We start from the raw sequence: 18,500 nt of genomic DNA, 5'->3' as shown, positions 1-18,500 counted from the left end.
CAAGACGCTGAGGACGTTCTTAATGGCCCTTTGCCTATGCGGTCGATTGCTTTTTCCTTCTGTCTTAGATAACTAAAGCCTTGTTGGTGACCTCGGTTATATCCGTTACATCCGAAGAAAGCAAATCTGTTGATGAACTGCCTTCTGCCTTCTGCTATAATTCAGTTGTTATATGCTAGCGCAAATTAAAGGCAAGGTAATAGTGAAAGTTGTGCCTTTTCCTTCTTGAGTATCGATCGCGAGTTGGCCACCGTGAAGCTCCACAGCCCTTTTCACAATTGCTAAACCAAGACCTGTGCCCGAAATAGTGCCGACATTGGTAGCTCGGTAAAAAGTTTCTAATATCCGCTCTAGATCGGCTTGAGGAATCCCGATACCCTGGTCTTGAACTTGGAAAACAGCTTCTTTGTTTTGACACTTGAGATGCAAGCAAACTGTACTGGCGACGGGAGAATATTTGAGGGCATTGGAGAGGACATTTCCCAAGATTTGCTGCAGGAGTTTTTCATCCATTTGAGCGTCGCAGTTGCCACCTTCATGTTGAAAGGTGATCGGGTGTTGGTTGCTGTCGTTGAGCTGCTGCTCTTCTACCAGTTGACGGCAAAATTTTTCGAGGTTTAAGGAAATCGGTTGAAACTGCAACGTATTTGCTTCGATTTTGCCAATTACGAGGATATCTTCTAATAACTCTGTCATGCGTTTAATGGCTAATTGAATCCGCACAAAATGAGTAGCTTTTTTCTCTTGTGACCACTGAAAACTGTAATCTTGCAGCAATCCAGCCGAAAATTGGATGGTTGTCAAGGGGGTGCGGAACTCGTGGGAAACCATTGTGACAAATTTAGCTCGCAGTTCTGAAAGTTCCTTTTCTCGTGCGAGTGCTTTGAGAATTTCGGCTTCTGCTCGTTTGCGATCGCTAATGTCACGGGCTTCAGCAATCAAGAGCAAAACTTGTCCTGTCTCATTTTTAACAGGTTTCAGTGAGAAATCAACTGTCATAATTTGACCACTTTTGGCTAACAAGTCGATTTCGCTGCGGAAAAACTCGCCACGACTTGCTTTGCCGATCGCGCATTGCAATTGTTCGCAAACCTGTTGCGACTGACCCCAAATCGCCATTTCCCAAATCGGCAGACCCACAATATCCTCCGATCGCAATCCGGCAAAATCGAGGGCTGTCTCGTTCACTTCTAGCACGATTCCTTCGGGAGTCAGCAGCTTTGTTAGCTGAAACGAAGAGTCAAAAATCGCCCGAAAACGCCGCTCGCTTTCTCGCAGCATTTGAAATGTTTGAGATCGTTCGATCGCGTAGCGGATCGTCCGCACTAATAATTGAGTAGTAATTTGACCTTTAACAATGTAATCTTGAGCTCCCAAGCGAACTGATTCAAGTGCGATCGCTTCATCGTCCCAGCCTGTCATTACCACCATTGCCGTATCCGGGGCAACTTCTCGCAGGCGAGTTAGGGTTTCCAAACCGCGGCTGTCCGGCAAAGAAAGATCGAGCAAAACTACATCAAAGGGTTGTTTACACAGTTGTGCGATCGCCTCATGCAGGAACTCAACAGACACCAGTTCCCACTGGACGCCCACAGATACTTCTAACAGTTCTGCAAGCAAATCAGCATCAGCAGGATTGTCTTCTACTAACAGAATCTTAATCCACATAGCTTATACGTTTGTGACTGTAAAATTTTCTCTCTACCCATCTCAGGTTAAACTTTTTTGCTTTCCCTTGCCATTTTCAACTTGAAAATTATTATTTGGGAACTGTCACCACCACCGGCCACCAATCCTCAATCCATTTTACCAGCTTAGCGACTTGACTAAAATCGACAGCCTTAGGAATGCAGCACCGGGCTAACAGGGCATAAGGCTGGAGACTCTCTTCATCCGCTGCTGAGGTTGTCATAATTACCGCCGGAATCATTTTTAACTTGGGTGCTGAGTTAATTTCTCGCAACAATTCTCAACAACTTTTTTTAGGCAAATTCAAGTCAAGCAGAATTAAATCGGGAGGGGCTAAGTTCACATACAAACCTTATTGATTTAAAAAATTAATTGCTCGCACCCCATCTTCCATTATTGTGCAACTTGTTAAAAAATTTGCTTGACGCCACACTTTCTAAAGCCAAGTCATACCTTTTGAGATTTAAGATTTAAGACTTCGGCATGAGGGCTCAGTTGAAGGATTTTAGATTGGGAAATGAGTGATCGCAACCAGGGTTGGGATCGTGGGCATACAGTGGCATTTTTTTTTACTGGTATCAGCATCGCTGGGCGGATATTTCATCGGCAGAATGTCAAGACCTTTAAAAAATTTTATATCGCCGGTCGGCAAAGTATCTCTTCGTTTAATTTAAAGGAAGTTGGACGACTGCCAGCCAGAATTCCTCAATTAACCTGATTACTTTAGTAAATTGTAGGAAATCTACTGGCTTGGTAATATAACAGTTGGCGTGCAGCGAGTAGGACTTGATAATGTCCTCTTGGGCTGCTGAAGTGCTGAGAATCACTACTGGAATTAGTTTTAAACTTTGGTCTGTTTTAATTTCTGTTAGCACTTCTACGCCACTTTTTTTGGGCAAATTCAAATCAAGCAAAATTAAGTCGGGACGGGGTACCCTGAGATAGGGTTCTTTTCTGCGCAAAAACTTCATTGCTTCGACTCCATCTTCGACAAAATGCAAGTTATTCAATATTTTACCCTGGCCGAGAGCTTCTATTGCCAAATCGGCATCGCTGGGAGAATCCTCAATCAGCAGAATCTCTATGGGTTTAACACTGCTTCGATCGCTCATAACCGGGGTATCCTTATTGATTATAAAAAAAATTGAATTTTTAGTCTTCAGGTACTAATTATAGGAATAGTGAAGTAAAAAGTCGCTCCTTTTCCCTCCTGAGATTCCACCCAGATGCGCCCGCCGTGGCGTTCAACAATTCGCTTGCACATCGCCAAACCTATGCCTGTACCGGAATATTCGCGGCGGGAGTGCAGGCGCCCAAAAATGATAAAAATGCGATCGGCATACTGCGGATCGATGCCAATGCCGTTATCGCGGACGCTAAACAGCCATTCGCTCTCTTGCCTACCAGCAGCGATATGAATCAACGGGGTATCTTGGCGGCAAAATTTGATACCGTTAGCGATCAAATTTTGGAATAATTGCACCAGTTGAAATTCATCCGCCATCACGGTTGGCATCGCGTCCCAAGTGATGACCGCTTTCTTTTCCGCGATCGCAATTTGCAAATTAGACAAACTTTGCTTCACAGCAGCGTTGCAGTCCGCCTCCTCAAACTCCTGACCGCTCGTTCCCAGGCGCGAATACGCCAACAAATCGTTAATTAACTGTTGCATTCTGGTAGCGCCATCGACAATATAATTAATATATTTATTTGCGCGATCGTCCAAATTTCCTTGATAGCGCTGGGCCAGCAATTGAGTGTAACTGGTAACGGCTCGGAGCGGTTCTTGCAAATCGTGGGAAGCCACATAAGCAAATTGTTCTAATTCCTCGTTGGAACGCTTCAAATCTTCTGTAAGTTGCAGCATTTGCTGCTCGGCTTCTTTGCGGCTTGTAATGTTGTAAACCAAGGCGCAACAAGACAGCAGATTACCCTGGGAGTCCATGACTGGACTGGTAGACATATCAGTCCAAATATCTTTGCCGTCCTTGCTTTTGAATTTAAATTCGTGTTGTTCACCAATACCTTGCTTGCGCCGCTCGACATTACCAATAGCTTGTGGTTTTTCCTGTTCGTCCATGAAATCAAAAAGCGACCGCCCGAACATTTCTAATTCAGTATAGCCGAGCATTCGCGCCATTGCGTGGTTCACGTAAGTAGTGAGGGAATTGCTGTCAATTACCCAAATACCTTCTTCTGCTAATTCAACTATTTGTCTGTACTTAAATTCGCTTTCCTGCAACGCTCTTTCCGTTAGTTTGCGCTCGGTGATATCTTTCATAAAACAGTGGTTGCCGTTAAATATCCCTTGTTCGTCGCAAGCTTTTACCATTGTTACTTGTTTGTAAAAAAACGAGCCATTTTTCCGCACACCTCTAGTTTCAACTTCTACTTTACCAGAAATTACCATTTCCTGATAAGCTGAGAGCATCATCTCAACATCGCCCGGATGTACGGTGAGCTGCCATCTCATGCCGAGCATTTCTTCTGGTTCGTAACCGCATCTATGAGCGTAAGCTCGGTTAACATTCACGTAGCGTCCCTCAATATCTAGCCGTGAAATGCCTTCCACAGTATTTTGCATGGCATTGGTGAGGTCGCGCAGCTCTTTTTCAGCTTGTTTGCGATCGCTAATATCCTGAGCGATACCCAAAAAACCAGTGATATTTCCTTCAGGATTAAATAAGGCAGTCACCGACAATTGCACCGGAAACCGCGAACCATCTTTGCGAATGTAAGTCCATTCATTTTCGTCAGCTATTCCCCGGCGCGGCAAAGCAACCAAAACTTCCATTCCCGGCTCTATTTTTACTCCCAATTCTTGAGAAAGAATTTCAGCTCTTTTACCGAGCTCCACAGGATCGTGAATTATTGCTAGCGTGACTTTCCCCACCACTTCTTCGGGGGAATAGCCTAAAAGTTTCTGTGCTGCGCGATTAAATGTTTTAATTGTACCGTCGGGCTCTGTAGAAATAATTGTGTAGTGAGCGCTGTTAAGAATTGCATTTTGCAGTTGCGTCAATTCCAACAAAGTAATCGCAATTCTTTGTCGGTAGGCTATTTCTTCTGGCAATGAGTGGTGAGAAATTTCGATTTGAGCAATGCGCTCAGCAACTCGATGTTCCAGAGTTTCATGGAGCAGTCGATTTTCTGCTTCTACCTGCTTGCGTTCTGTAATATCAGTAATAGTACCAACATAACTTTTAACCTCCCCATTTTCTCCGATTATACCGACTGCTTGACCGAATACCCAACTGATTTTAGCGTGATTAATGCCTTGAAAGCGGTACTCACATTTAAACGGCAATTTCTCCTGCGCGGCGCTATACCATTCAGCAAAAACCCGCTGGCGGTCCTCTGGATGAATGGCTTGCAACCACCCTTTACCCAAAGCTTCATCGCAGGCTATTCCCGAAATTTGACACCAGCGCTCGTTGACATACAAGCAGTCTCCTAAAGCGTTTGCATAAAATATTCCTACCGGCGAAGCTTCAGTTAAAGTTTGATAGCAAGCTTCTGTTTTTCGGCGTTCAATGATTTCTTTTTGCAGTATTCGAGCGAGCATCTCTAACTGAGTTGGAGTGACGAGAGTTAATGCTTGGGGAACTAAAGGAATTAATGAAAAAGCTGTGTAAGCAGAAATCGCGGCGGTAATAATTTTCAGACTGCCAGAAACCCAATAAACAGGATGCCAAAGCGTCCAAATTTCCATTAGATGAGTAGTGCCACAGGAGATAATAAAGGCTGCGAACAGCCAAAAGACGTTGCGAAAGGGCAAGTCTTTTCCCTGAGTGATAATATAAATTAGCGATAGCGGTATTGAATAGTAAGCCAGGGCAATTATAAAGTCTGACACTATGTGGAGCGCGACTAACTCTCGCTGCCAAAGGTAACAGTGGCCGTGAGGAATATAATTTCCGGTGAATAACAGCTTATTTAAAATGTTCCAAATCATAAATAGAATTGGGAATGTGGAAGTGGTAATGGGAAATTTAACCCAATAACTTATAACTTATCTCAAATTTCTGAAATATACAGTGCTGGACGCACGGGGGGCTACAAACCAGGTTTCTTCGTAGATACCTCGTTGGCAAAACCGGGTTTCCTCAGAAAGCGTGCGTCTAGGACTAATACCATTTTAGATTTGAGATTTTAGATTAAATAAATGGGAATGACTGATTTTGTATGGATTTGGAGCTTGTCTACTGTTGCATTCTTTTTTAAACCGGTTTAATTTTATAAAAAATGGGGCGAGCCAGAAGCCCGCCCCACCAAAATTATGCTGGTGCTATTAACCCAACAGCGCCTGAGCCTTAGCTACTACATTCTCAACGGTGTAGCCAAACTTTTCTAAAGCAACGGGGCCCGGTGCAGAAGCGCCGAATCGGTCGATGCTGATGCTGTCGCCTTCGGAGCCCAAATAACGTCCCCAGCCGAAGCTAGCAGCCGCTTCAACTGCCAAGCGTTTAGTAACAGCTTTTGGCAGTACAGATTCGCGGTAAGCGGCATCTTGTAAGTCGAACAATTCCCAGCAAGGCATCGAAACTACCCGCACTTTATTGCCTGCGGCGCGCAATTTTTCAGCGGCATCAACGCAGAGGTATGTTTCGCCGCCGGTGCCGATTAAAATGATGTCGGGACTGCCGCCGTCGTCAGACAAAATGTAAGCGCCTTTGGCCGTTCCTTCGATCGAACTTCCAGCCAAGTTAGGCAAGTTTTGGCGCGACAGAGCCATTAAAGTTGGGCGGGTGCGGCTTTCAACTGCCACTTTGTAAGCGCCGGATGTTTCATTACCATCCGCAGGGCGCATTACCAACAAATCGGGAATTACGCGCAGAGAAGCTAAAGTTTCAACTGGTTGGTGAGTCGGGCCATCTTCGCCCAAGGCTACGGAGTCGTGAGTCATTACATAAATAACTCCAGCTTCCGAGAGTGCAGAGAGGCGAATTGCTCCCCGCATATAGTCAGCAAACACCAAGAACGTTGCGCAGTAAGGAATTAAACCGCCGTGGAGGACCATACCGTTGGCGATCGCACCCATGCCGTGTTCCCGCACACCAAAGCGCAGGTTACGTCCTTCGTATTGACCTTTTTGGAAGTCTTTTTCACCCTTGAGCAAAGTCATGTTAGAAGATGCCAAGTCAGCGGAACCGCCGATCAATTCAGGTAAGACACCTGCCAAAGCATTCAAACATTTTCCAGAATGATTCCGAGTCGAATCTGCCTTATCTTCCGGCTTGTATGTCGGCAAAACTTGATCCCAACCTTCGGGAAGTTTGCCAGCAACCGTGCGCTCGTATTCTGCTGCTTCTGCAGGATATGCTGCTTTATAAGCATCAAAAGCTTTCTGCCATTCTTGCTCAGATTGAGCGCCACGTTCGACTGCTTTGCGGAAGTGTGACAAAGCATCATCAGGAATCTCAAACGGTGCGTGGTCCCACTTCAAGAAATCGCGAGTTGCTTTCACTTCATCGCCACCCAAAGCAGCACCGTGAGCGCTGTAAGAATTGCGCTTGTTGGGAGAACCGTAACCAATGATGGTGCGGACTTTAATCATGGACGGTTTGTCCGTGACTTTTTTGGCTTCTTCAATAGCTTTGTGAACTGCTTCTAGGTTAGTATCTTCGTCTAGAGCGGTATTGTCTACTGTAATAACGTGCCAATTGTAAGCTTCAAAACGCTTGCCGACATCTTCAGTAAAGGCCAAGCTGGTGTCGCCTTCAATAGAAATGTGATTGTCATCGTACAAGGCAATTAATTTGCCGAGTCCGAGGTGTCCGGCCAAAGAACAAGCTTCGCCAGAAACGCCTTCCATGTGGCAGCCGTCACCCATGATGACATAGGTGTAGTGGTCAACAATTGTGTGGTCTGGCTTGTTATACTTAGCAGCGAGGTGAGCTTCTGCCATTGCCAAACCGACGGCATTAGCAATTCCTTGTCCCAAGGGGCCGGTGGTAACTTCTACGCCTTCGGTCATGAAGTTTTCGGGGTGTCCGGGGGTTCTGGATTCCCACTGGCGAAATTGCTTGATGTCGTCGAGGGTGACGCTATCGTAGCCGGTCAAGTACAGGAGAGCGTACTGTAGCATACAGCCGTGGCCGGCGGAGAGGACGAAACGATCGCGATTAAACCACTTGGGGTTTTTGGGGTTGAACCGCATGAACCGATCCCACAGCACGAAGGCCATAGGGGCAGCGCCCATCGGCAGTCCCGGGTGTCCTGATTTTGCTTTTTCTACCGCATCGATGGCCAAAAAGCGGATAGAGTTGATGCAGAGTTCTTCGAGTGATTGAGTTGCAACAGCCATAATTCTGGTTTTTATATGTTAAGAGAGAGTGTGTGTGGTCGATTCTGACAGAGGTGCGATCAGCCGAGTTCGATCGCTCGCGTTTCTGCTGTTCAGTTTCTGTGGAACTGCCGTGAGGCTGCACTACATATCATCTCACCAGTTGCGATCGACAGACAACTTAATTTTTTAATGTTTCGGTCGCTTTGTGCAGTCGATCGTAAATTGCGATCGGAGATATTTCTGGGGCGAGTGCGGATCTCTGCGATCCGGCTACGATAGGGTGTAACTTAATTATTTGGCAAATTGGCTCTCAAAGCCGCCCAGTTATGATAGAGTTTGGTGTTTCTGACATCTTGCAGCTTTGTCACGAACAGCCAAGATGCCTGTTCCACAAAGAGTGAATTTTCTTGTGAGGTGTTGCTCAAAGCAACGCCCGATCGCACGAGCGCCAGAATAGTGCAAGATGTCAGATATTTGTAATTTTAATCAGGCAATAACTAATGACTCTCAGTGAAGCCGAAGTCCGCAGTCAAAAAGTAGACGAACTGCGATCGCAAGGCATAGAACCGTATCCCAGTGAATCTTACGCGCGATCGTACACAGCCAAGCAAGTTCGCGAAATATTTAGTCAGCCGGGAAAAGAACTCGCAAACGGAGAAAGTGACCCCGAAGAAATTTCCCTGCGATTAGCCGGCCGCATCACTTCCAAGCGAGACAGCGGCAAAATTGGTTTCATCGATTTAAAAGACGCCACAGACAAAATTCAACTCAAAATCGAGAAAGCAATCGTCACAGGCGAAGTCGGTTTGAGCTTTGAACAAATTAAAAAATTGCTCGATGTCGGCGATTTTGTCGGCGTCGAAGGTATCGGCTGCCGCACCCCCAGGGGAGAACTTTCTATTTTAGTGAGGGAATTAAAGCTTTTATCAAAAGCTACCATTCAATTTCCCGATTCTTATTACGGAATTAACGACCCCGAAGTTTGCCGCCGTCACCGCGAAATGGATTTGGCAAGCAACCAAGATGCGCTCAACCGTTTTATGCTCCGCAGCCGCATCGTTCAAAGCATCCGTTCCTATCTCTGGGAAGCCGATTTTTACGAAATAGAAACGCCGACACTGCAAGCTATTTACGGCGGTGCTGCTGCTAAGCCATTCATCACTCACCACAATGCTTTGGAAGTGGATTTGTATTTGCGAGTGGCTCCCGAACTGTTCTTGAAAAGAGCAATTTGCGGCGGTTTCGAGCGAGTGTTTGAACTAGGAAAAGCCTTTAGAAATGAGGGAATTGATAGCACCCACAATCCCGAATTTACCTCTTTAGAAGTTTATCAAGCTTATGCTGATGTTTTCGACATTTTAACAGTTGTCGAAGACGTGATATGTTTCGCAGCGGCCGCGGTATTTGGGGATGTCAAAGAAATTGAAAATCAGGGGGAAACGATTAGTTTAGAACGCAAGTTCGACTACAGCGAAAAGTATCCCGGTTTCAAGGGCAAACACTGGCAAGTGAAAACGATGGTAGAAGCTGTCAGAGACGAGTTTGGGCTGGATTTTGACAGTTTGGACTTGGAAAGTGCGATCGCCTCTGCAACCAAGCTAGAATTGCACCTGTCTAAGTTAGAACAACAGAGTTTAGGCTACGTGCTGTTTGCGGTTTTTGACAAATTAGTTGTTCCCAAACTAATTCAACCTACATTCATCATCGACTATCCCGTCGAAGTCAGTCCTTTAGCAAAAGGACATCGCAGCAAGCCGGGATTTGTAGAACGTTTCGAGCTCTTTATCAACGGTACAGAATACTCGAACGGATTCTCAGAATTGAACGATCCGAAAGAGCAAAGAAAGCGGTTTGAGGAACAGTTGGCGCAGAAAAATGCCGGCGATGACGAAGCGCATCCAATGGATGAAGACTTTATTCAAGCGCTATCTTTGGGAATGCCTAATTGTGCGGGAATGGGTATCGGCGTAGACAGATTGGTGATGCTTTTAACTAATACCCAAAGCATCCGAGATGCGGTGATGTTCCCGACAATGCGGCCGATCAAAGATTGAATGGAGTAGCTTTTTTGCTGAGGTCTAATAAGTACATGGGGATTTTTTAACCGCAGATATCAGCGGATTAATACAGATAAACGCAGATGCAATTTCATCTGCGTTTATCTGCCTTTATCTGCGGTTAAAAAAACATTTTTGATATCACCGCATAAATGAACCGACAACACCGTTCAAATCTTCAGCCAAAGGATTTCCCAAAGCCTTAAACTTCCACTCGCCGCCTTCTCGATAGACTTCTCCCATCAACATATTTAATTTTCCTTCATAAGATGGGTCATTTGACAAGCGATAGCGAGCTATTTCTTTCCCGGCGGCATCTACAGCTCTTACGAAAGCATTTTCTACCAGACCAAAATGCTGTTTTCTCTCTTTCCCATCGTAAATATTAACTCCCAAAATAATTTTGTGATATTGTGCTGGCAAAGAGCTCAATTTCACCAATATTTGTTCGTCGTCTCCGTCTCCCGCCCCGGTGAGATTGTCGCCTGAGTGAACAACTGTTTTGTCCTTGGACTCCAAATGAGAGTAATAAATTACATCCTCTTTGTAGTTCTTTATTTTGCCATTTTCTCCCAGCAGCAGAGCGTAGGAATCTAAGTCAAAATTGGCACCGCTGCTTCTGCCGAAAAGACCTTTTTTAGCTTGTGCAACATCCCAGCCCAAAGCCATTGTTAGTCTGGACAAGTCGTATTCGCTTTTGCTGAGAACGATCGATTGTCCTTTTGTCAAGTTGATAGCCATAGTTTTGTGATTTTCTAAGGTTGACGTTCGAGATCAAAGCTTACTCCCAATCTAGCATTTTATTTAACACCATGAGTTCTCCTCGACTGCCACCTCTACTTAGTACCTCTATGCCAATTAAATCCAAATCCGTAGTAGCGATCGGCTTCTTCATGCCCCTTAAAGTATCTTTCCTTTTTGACAATTACAATCTGGGAACCTGTATTCTGAATCATTGCCGCCCCACAAAAACTTCTATTTCTATTTGGGTTGTCGAGTTCGATATGTACTTCTTCGCCGTTGCTAATTTTGAAGAACATTCGTCCCCGCACAGTTTCAAAATCGCCAACCCCTGAGTAGATGAAACCAAAAAACAGCACCCGTTTAATCAAATCCGGTCTAAGAATATACATATTTTCTCCCTCTGTTGCACCGGTGCGGTCATCTTGATCGAGAAAAATGTATGGTGAAGACGTTTTTGAGCCGAAGTTTTTTCCTAATGCTTGAATTACTCCTTTTTCGCCGTTAGCCATCTCGTACATACAACCAAGATCGAGATCTGGAGTGCCATTTCCTCCCTGCTGTTTTCCCCAAAATTCACTCCTATTTTCTAGTTCTTCCCAGTCGAGATTGGCATGAACTACCAGCAACTCCGAACTCCCTAATTTACTGAGGTTTATTTTGTGCGAATCGCCTGTTTTTTCGAGTTTGATTGCTCTAGCTTTTGGAGTTTTTTTGCTGGCTTCATTCCTCTCTATTTTAGGCAGGGTGACTTGCTTTATTTGTGGCATTTCTCCGGAATTTTTTGAGTTTTTGATTTCCGAATGATATTTGTCAACAAAACTCTGCAATCCTGCTTTGTATCCCTGTCCGGCTTCTTGAAATCTCCAGTTTCCATCTTTTTTATACAGCCGCCCAAACTCGATCGCGGTTTCTTCAGAAAAAGCCTCTGTTAAATCGTACCGCGCTAATTCGCTGCCGGTTGTTCGATCGTACAATCTGATAAAAGCATTTCTGATTTGGCTAAAATTTTGATGTTTAGCTTGTGCGTCGTGAATCGTGACCACAAAAACCATTTCCTCAACAGCAGCCGTTACCTTTTCTAAGTCTACATCAATTGTCTCGTCATCCCCTTGAGTTTGACCAGTTTGATTATCTCCCGAATGGGCGATCGATCCGTCCGGCGACTGCGAGTTATTGTAAAATACAAAGTATCTTTCATCGGGAATCTTGCCGTCCGCACCTAACGCAAAAACCGAGGCATCGATATCGCAGCTTTGCTGGTTTGAGTTCGATAAATTTAGTTCAGTTGCTATTTCCCAACCTAGGGCGATCGCAACTTTTGTTAAACTTGGAGATGTTTTAGAAAGATTAAATCTTTCGCCCTTCTTTAATTGAATTCCCATCTGGTTTATCACCTCATGAGTCTGATTGTTTAAAATCGAGGGAAACATTCCTGCTTCCGAATTTCCCCTCGATTTAATTAGCTGGGAGCGATCGACCTTTTATCCGGCATACTTGTCTACAAAGCTTTGCAAGCCAGAATTGTAGCCTTGTCCTACAGCTTGGAACCTCCACTCGCCGTCTTTTTTGTAGAGTCTGCCAAATTCGATCGCAGTTTCCCGAGAAAAATCCTCATCCAAATCGTACTTCATGACTTCTGTGTTAGTAGTGGTATCGTAAATCCTGATAAAAGCATTCCGCACTTGACCGAAGTTTTGCCTTCTCGATTCTGCTTGGTCGATTGTTACCACAAACACAATTTCTTGCACCGCCGGATCGACTTTGGCTAAATCGACTGTAACGGTTTCATCATCGCCAACTCCTTCTCCGGTTCTGCTATCTCCCAGATGTATTACAGCAGTGTCCGGCGACTCCTTGTTGTTGTAGAAAACAAAGTATTTTTCGCCGGGAATTTTGCCAGTAGCCCCCAACATAAACACGGAAGCATCTAAGTCAAACGCTGCGCCCGTGTCTGTAGCGTTGATATCCCATCCCAAACCAATCCCGGCATTTTTCAACCCGGGTGCTTCTTTAGATAGATTGATTCTCCCGCCTTTTTCCAAATTGATAGACATTCGCCCTCCTGCGTGCAAAATCTGTAATATTACTGATAACAATTATACAAACTGTCAGAGCAGCTTGACAAATTGCTGCTGATACTCGTTTTCGGTCAATCGATTTGAGATTTGAGATTTTGGATTTTAGATTGGATAATTGAAGAATTGACCCTGCGGATGAATCCGGGGGCTTGTACGCTGGATGCTTTTAGTTAAAGTAGCTTGACAAATTGCTGCTGGTACTCATCTATCGATTTGAGATTTGAGATTTGAGATTTTAGATTGGATAATTGAAGAATTGACCCTGCGAATGAATCCGGGGGCTTTGTACCCTGAATGCTTGCGGCTACAGCAGGTTGACAAATTGCTTTTGGTACTCATCTTCAGTCATCAGTTCGTGGGTATTTTCCACTCTGTCTAAAAACACGATTCCATCTAAATGGTCGTGTTCGTGTTGAAAAATTCGGGCCACAAAGTCTGTCAATTCTTGTCGGTGGAGTTTGCCGTCTCTACTGGTGTATTCTATCTCGATCGCCCTACTTCTCGGCACCCATCCCCGAATCCCCGGAATGCTCAAACAGCCTTCCCAGTCTTTGACTGTCTCTGTTGATGCAGCCACAATCCGGGGATTAATCATCGCTGTGGGTTCCATGTTGGGTGCTTGGGGATACCGCAGGTTGGGGCGGGATGCGACGATGAACAGGCGATCGGACTGAGCCACTTGAGGGGCGGCAATCCCCACTCCGTTTGCCTGCTGTACTGTACTGATTAAGCTGTCAATCAACTGCTGAATGCGATCGTCCTGAATATTCTCGACAACTTGCGACGGGCGGCGCAGCACAGGATTTCCTAATTGTGAGATTTGTAATATTTCTGCCATAGTTATTGGTTAGTCGTTATTGGCTAGTGGTTATTTGTTAGTGGTTAACTACTGAAAAATAACCATTTTTTTCTTCCTTCTTCCTTCTTCCTTCTTCCTTCTTCCTTCTTCCTTCTTCCTTCTTCCTTCTTCCTTCTTCCTTCTTCCTTCTTATCCAACTTTTTGAACCGGTAAACTCCCCGGTTTAACAGTCAATTTAACTATTTGCCCGTTGCGGTTGATTTCCATTTGCAACAGACCGCCAACCTTAGCATTTTGCACGAAATCCTGAACAGCTTCCGACTGAATAATCGGCTGATTATTAATTTTTTGAATCACATCTCCAGCGCGCAAACCGGCTGCTGCTGCGGGAGAATTAGGAACAACGCTAACAATAGCCACACCCCGATCGACTGCAACTCGCAGACTGCTGTTAGCATTGCTGTTAATTTGCTGCTTAACCTCTGGATTCAGCGTCGCCATTTCAATGCCTAAATAAGCGTGTTCGACTTTCCCCGTCGTAATCAGTTCCTTCGCCACCTGTTGGGCCGCCTGAATGGGAATCGCAAACCCCAATCCTTGAGCACCTTGAATAATCGCCGTATTCATGCCAATAACTTGGCCCGAAGCATTCAGCAGCGGGCCGCCGGAATTCCCCGGATTAATTGCAGCGTCTGTTTGAATAAAACCGATCCGCTTGTCGGGCACGCCCACATCAGAGCTCGATCGCCCCGTAGCGCTAATAATCCCCGCAGTCACGGAATTGTCCAAACCCAAAGGATTGCCGATCGCGATCGCCCATTCCCCAGACAACAGCTTATCCGAATTGCCGATCGGCACCACAGGCAGATTATTCGCCTCAATCTTCACCACAGCCACATCCGTCACCTTATCCGCCCCCAACACCCGCCCCTGAAAGCTGCGGCCGTCCTTGAGAGTTACATTTACCGTATCGGCTCCCTCTACAACGTGAGCGTTAGTGAGAATCACGCCGTCGGCACCAATGACAAAACCCGAACCAGTGCCCCGTTCGATCCCGCCCCTGCCGCCCGAATTCGGTTCTATGCCAAAAAAATCTTCCGGCGACAGCCCTCTATTTCCCGGTTTCACCCGGCGCGAAGCATCGATCCGAACCACTGCCGGGCCAACTTTTGCCACCGCAGCCACAATAAAATTCACATTAGCCGCGTCGCCCGACAACGAAGCCGGCGGCAAGACTTTGCTAACTCGATCCTTTGTATTAGGAGGCAGTTGCAATTTCGGTTCCAGCGCCTTTTGTCCCGAATCGCCAGAATTTCCACGAAATTGAGAAACCGTCAGACGATCGCCCAACATGGCGGCCCCGGCTCCCGTTACCAGCAGCAATATGTAAATTGCCGGTTGCTTCCAAAATTTGCCAGTAGAACTCTTCATGGCCATGTTTTAAGGCTTTCCTGCCAAATCTAAATATTTGCTGAGCAGCTCCCCGATACCTGGTTTGGACTGCAGAGCCGCCAAATTTGTGGGCGATCGGCAGACTCCCTTAAACTTTAGCATCTGAGGACTAAACTCTCTAGACTGTAGAATTAATATCTTGAATGCCGATCGGCAGAGGTGAGCAGTGGACATTCCCCTCGAAAGTCTGTGGAATCAGATACTTGAACGTCTCCAGGTACAACTGAGCAGACCTAGCTTTGAGACGTGGATCAAAACTGCCAGGGCCGAACAACTCGAAAATAACTGTTTGATCGTCAGCGCCCCCAACCCCTTTGCTCGCAATTGGTTGCAAAAATATTACGTCAAAACCATTGCCGATGCAGTCTACGAAATTCTCGGCTATCCCGTAGACATTTACTTGACAATTGCCGGAGGAAACGAAACAGGCGGCAGCAGCGACTCCGCCATGATTTGGCCGTCCCCCATCGCCGCCGATGTCCCCGAAAGCCACTCGCTTCACCCCCCCAAACCCGCCAATTTAAACCCCAAATACCTATTTTCCCGCTTTGTCGTCGGTTCCAACAACCGCATGGCTCACGCGGCTTCCCTCGCGGTAGCCGAGTCTCCGGGCCGAGAATTCAATCCCCTATTTTTGTGCGGTGGCGTCGGTTTGGGCAAAACTCATTTGATGCAGGCGATCGGTCATTATCGCTTGGAAATTGACCCCAACGCCAAGATTTTTTACGTTTCTACTGAGAAATTTACTAACGATTTAATCGCCGCAATTAGGAAAGATAGTATGCAAACTTTCCGCGATCATTATCGAGCAGCCGATGTTTTATTAATAGATGACATCCAATTTCTTGAAGGCAAAGAATACACTCAAGAAGAATTTTTTCACACTTTTAATACTTTGCACGAATCCGGAAATCAAGTAGTTTTAGCTTCTGACCGTCCGCCGCAGCAAATCCCCCGCCTGCAAGAGCGTTTGTGTTCCCGATTTTCGATGGGATTAATTGCCGACATTCAATTGCCAGACTTGGAAACTCGGATGGCCATTTTGCAGAAAAAAGCCGAGTATGAAAATATGCGGCTGCCGCGAGATGTCATTGAATACATTGCTTCTAGTTACACTTCCAACGTTCGGGAATTAGAAGGTGCTTTGATTCGGGCGGTAGCATATCTTTCAATTACCGGTTTGCCGATGACTGTGGAGAATATCACCCCGGTTTTGAACCCGCAAACTGAAAGCGTAGAGGCGACGCCAGATGCAGTAATTGCAGTTGTGGCCGAGGCGTTTGATGTTTCTGTTGAAGATTTGAAAGGTATTTCCCGCAGGCGAGAAATTAGTCTCGCCCGTCAAATAGGGATGTATTTAATTCGGCAGCATACTGGTTTGAGTTTGCCGAAAGTTGGCGAAGTGTTCGGTGGCAAAGATCACACGACTGTGCTTTACAGTTGTGACAAAATTGCTCAGTTGCGGAACACTGACCCGAATTTGGCCCAAACTTTGCGTCAGTTGAGCGATCGAATTAATGTTGTCAGCCGCAAAACTTGAGAAGAAGTCATTAGTCAGTTGTCAGTTGTCAGTTGTCACACCAATGACTCTATGCAGCGATTTCAAGATCCCCATCATCTAAGGGGTAACTCTCCGATAACAGAAAATCTCTATGCGTAGCAGCTTGCCTGTGGAAAAACCTGTGGAAAAGTTGCCCTCCGTTTGTGGAAAACTTTACTCGATCGCCCGAAACAGTTTTTGCACAAAAATGGGCGATCGACCTCGACAGCTTTTCCACAAGTTTTCCACAGGTATTTATTACCTACAAGTTACGCCCAGCCAGCCGTTAGCTTTTTTTTCCACAGTTTCCACAGGGCGATCGACACAAAAATAATTCAATAAATAAAAAAAACAGGCAATCTCTGCACACCCTACACAAATAGTTCGCGACGCGCGCTGACCTCAGAAACCCGGTTTCTACGAAGATTTCTCGTTTTTACAGGCAAAATTTTGCTTAGAAACCCGGTTTCTAGCCCCATGCTTAAGCCCTACACACAGAAAAACTGACCCGCCGGCTTTCTGTGATACGATTTGTTTCTGTTTCAAATCCGGTTAATTAACCTTCCTACCATGAAATTGGTTTGCACCCAAAGTGACCTCAACGCCAACCTCTCGTTGGTGAGTCGGGCCGTTCCCTCCCGCCCGACACATCCGGTACTCGCCAACGTGCTCTTAGTAGCGGATGAGGAAAATCAGCGGGTTAGCTTGACAGCTTTCGATCTCAGTTTGGGCATTCGTACCAGCTTCGCAGCAGAAGTAACTGGCGGCGGAAGTTTTACAATACCCGCTAAATTACTTAACGATATTGTTTCGAGACTCCCAGATGGAGAGATTACTTTAGAAGACGAAGCGGGGGACACCGTAGCATATCTCACTTGCAGTTCTGGCAGCTACCAAGTTAGAGGCATGGGCCCGGAAGAATTCCCAGAATTGCCCGCAATAGAAGCAGGAACAATCCTCAAATTGCCGCCGGAAGCCTTGATAGAAGGACTCAAAGGAACTTTATTTGCTACTAGCCCCGACGAGGCAAAACAGGTACTTGCAGGCGTGCATTTAAAGGTATTGCAAGATTGCTTGGAATTTGCAGCTACAGACGGCCACAGATTGGCAGTAGTTCAAACTGCCAATGAAAAAGCTGAAGGCGAAGAAACCCAAGAAGAATTTGAGGTGACAGTCCCCGCTAAAGCATTGCGCGAAGTAGAAAGAATGCTGGTGATGCGGCAGTGGACTGAACCTGTCACCCTGCATTTTGAACACGGTCAAGTAGTGTTTGAATGGGCAGACCAGCGGCTGACAACTCGTACCTTGGAAGGGCAATATCCCGCATACAGGCAGTTGATTCCGCCTTCCTTTGAGCGGCAAATTACCTTAGAAAGGCGATCGCTCTTAGCAGCAGTAGAAAGAATTGCCGTGTTTGCAGACCAAAAAAATAATATTCTCAAATGCAGCATCGACGAGGAGAATCAGGAAATCACTTTGTCGGTAGATGCTAAAGATGTCGGCTCCGGCAAAGAGTCAATGCCGGCCCAGATTTCAGGAGACAGCATAGATATTGCTTTCAACGTGAAATACTTAGTTGATATCTTAAAAACGGCTCAATCCCCAGAAATTCAACTGCAATTAAACGGTGCTTTGGCCCCCGTAATTTTCCAGCCTTTGGGCGGAGTCAATGCTACATTCTTGGTGATGCCTGTTCAGCTAAGAGCTTAAAAAGAGTCATTAGTCATTAGTCAGTAGTCATTAGTCATTGGTAATTGGTAACAAATAACTAATTACAACAGTCCGGACAGTTTTTTGGGGTGAGTGGCGAGGAAAGCTATCCAAGGCTTAAAGTACAGTCATACATAAAAAA

16 protein-coding genes are annotated in these 18,500 nt (G+C 45.8%); 5 read left to right on the top strand and 11 right to left on the bottom strand.

Going from position 1 to position 18,500, the window contains the following annotated elements; translation table 11 throughout:
- Positions 1-168 precede the first annotated feature (168 nt).
- From QUA13_RS02210 to tkt, 5 genes are all read right to left on the bottom strand, one after another.
- On the bottom strand, positions 169-1,668 hold the full coding sequence (locus tag QUA13_RS02210) for an ATP-binding protein (RefSeq protein WP_333196294.1): 1,500 nt from the start codon (positions 1,666-1,668) through the stop codon (positions 169-171).
- 91 nt (positions 1,669-1,759) lie between these two features.
- A complete protein-coding gene (locus QUA13_RS02205; RefSeq protein WP_333196292.1) occupies positions 1,760-1,966 on the bottom strand; it encodes a hypothetical protein in 207 nt (68 codons plus the stop codon).
- Positions 1,967-2,354: 388 nt separating this feature from the next.
- Positions 2,355-2,801: a response regulator gene (locus tag QUA13_RS02200; RefSeq protein ID WP_172186380.1), complete on the bottom strand. Its 447-nt coding sequence runs from the start codon at positions 2,799-2,801 to the stop codon at positions 2,355-2,357.
- A gap of 47 nt (positions 2,802-2,848) precedes the next feature.
- The gene (locus QUA13_RS02195; RefSeq protein ID WP_333196290.1) at positions 2,849-5,644 is read right to left on the bottom strand and encodes a PAS domain S-box protein; all 2,796 of its coding nucleotides are present in this window, start codon (positions 5,642-5,644) and stop codon (positions 2,849-2,851) included.
- A gap of 336 nt (positions 5,645-5,980) precedes the next feature.
- Positions 5,981-7,996 (bottom strand): transketolase, encoded by a 2,016-nt coding sequence (gene tkt, locus QUA13_RS02190; protein ID WP_333196288.1) that lies wholly within the window; start codon positions 7,994-7,996, stop codon positions 5,981-5,983.
- Positions 7,997-8,030: 34 nt separating this feature from the next.
- Here tkt and QUA13_RS02185 point away from each other — a divergent pair, with 34 nt between their 5' ends.
- Complete coding sequence (locus QUA13_RS02185; protein WP_172186377.1) at positions 8,031-8,168, top strand: hypothetical protein; 138 nt, start codon at positions 8,031-8,033, stop codon at positions 8,166-8,168.
- Between the two features lie 97 nt (positions 8,169-8,265).
- Here the strand turns inward: QUA13_RS02185 and QUA13_RS02180 are convergent, their stop codons facing one another.
- Positions 8,266-8,421 carry a hypothetical protein gene (locus QUA13_RS02180; RefSeq protein ID WP_333196286.1) on the bottom strand — a complete coding sequence of 52 codons (156 nt, stop codon included), beginning with the start codon at positions 8,419-8,421 and terminating at the stop codon, positions 8,266-8,268.
- Between the two features lie 57 nt (positions 8,422-8,478).
- On the opposite strand from QUA13_RS02180, the gene lysS reads away from it, so the two are divergent.
- On the top strand, positions 8,479-10,032 hold the full coding sequence (gene lysS / locus QUA13_RS02175) for a lysine--tRNA ligase (protein ID WP_333196284.1): 1,554 nt from the start codon (positions 8,479-8,481) through the stop codon (positions 10,030-10,032).
- 144 nt (positions 10,033-10,176) lie between these two features.
- On the opposite strand, the gene QUA13_RS02170 is transcribed toward lysS, so the two are convergent.
- The 5 genes from QUA13_RS02170 to QUA13_RS02150 form a co-directional block, all read right to left on the bottom strand.
- Positions 10,177-10,776, bottom strand: coding sequence for a TerD family protein (locus QUA13_RS02170; RefSeq protein WP_333190886.1), 600 nt, complete (start codon positions 10,774-10,776; stop codon positions 10,177-10,179).
- 95 nt (positions 10,777-10,871) lie between these two features.
- A complete protein-coding gene (locus tag QUA13_RS02165) occupies positions 10,872-12,161 on the bottom strand; it encodes a TerD family protein (protein ID WP_333196282.1) in 1,290 nt (429 codons plus the stop codon).
- Between the two features lie 99 nt (positions 12,162-12,260).
- Positions 12,261-12,833, bottom strand: a complete 573-nt coding sequence (locus QUA13_RS02160) for a TerD family protein (protein WP_333196279.1) — start codon at positions 12,831-12,833, stop codon at positions 12,261-12,263.
- 328 nt (positions 12,834-13,161) lie between these two features.
- Positions 13,162-13,695, bottom strand: coding sequence for a peptide deformylase (gene def / locus QUA13_RS02155; protein ID WP_333196278.1), 534 nt, complete (start codon positions 13,693-13,695; stop codon positions 13,162-13,164).
- A 150-nt stretch (positions 13,696-13,845) separates the two neighbouring features.
- Positions 13,846-15,087, bottom strand: coding sequence for an HhoA/HhoB/HtrA family serine endopeptidase (locus QUA13_RS02150; protein WP_333196276.1), 1,242 nt, complete (start codon positions 15,085-15,087; stop codon positions 13,846-13,848).
- Between the two features lie 187 nt (positions 15,088-15,274).
- Between QUA13_RS02150 and dnaA the strand changes: the two genes are divergently transcribed.
- The 3 genes from dnaA (at position 15,275) to dnaN (ending at position 18,358) form a co-directional block, all read left to right on the top strand.
- Positions 15,275-16,648, top strand: a complete 1,374-nt coding sequence (gene dnaA / locus QUA13_RS02145; protein ID WP_172186369.1) for a chromosomal replication initiator protein DnaA — start codon at positions 15,275-15,277, stop codon at positions 16,646-16,648.
- A 112-nt stretch (positions 16,649-16,760) separates the two neighbouring features.
- Positions 16,761-16,982: a hypothetical protein gene (locus tag QUA13_RS02140; protein WP_333196275.1), complete on the top strand. Its 222-nt coding sequence runs from the start codon at positions 16,761-16,763 to the stop codon at positions 16,980-16,982.
- A gap of 236 nt (positions 16,983-17,218) precedes the next feature.
- A complete protein-coding gene (dnaN, locus tag QUA13_RS02135) occupies positions 17,219-18,358 on the top strand; it encodes a DNA polymerase III subunit beta (RefSeq protein ID WP_172186367.1) in 1,140 nt (379 codons plus the stop codon).
- Positions 18,359-18,500 lie beyond the last annotated feature (142 nt).

The organism is Microcoleus sp. S28C3, from assembly GCF_036700785.1.
In the GTDB taxonomy this organism is placed as follows: domain Bacteria; phylum Cyanobacteriota; class Cyanobacteriia; order Cyanobacteriales; family Microcoleaceae; genus Microcoleus; species Microcoleus asticus.
The sequence above is the reverse complement of the archived record's forward strand: the minus strand, read 5'-3'. Positions and strand labels throughout refer to the sequence as shown.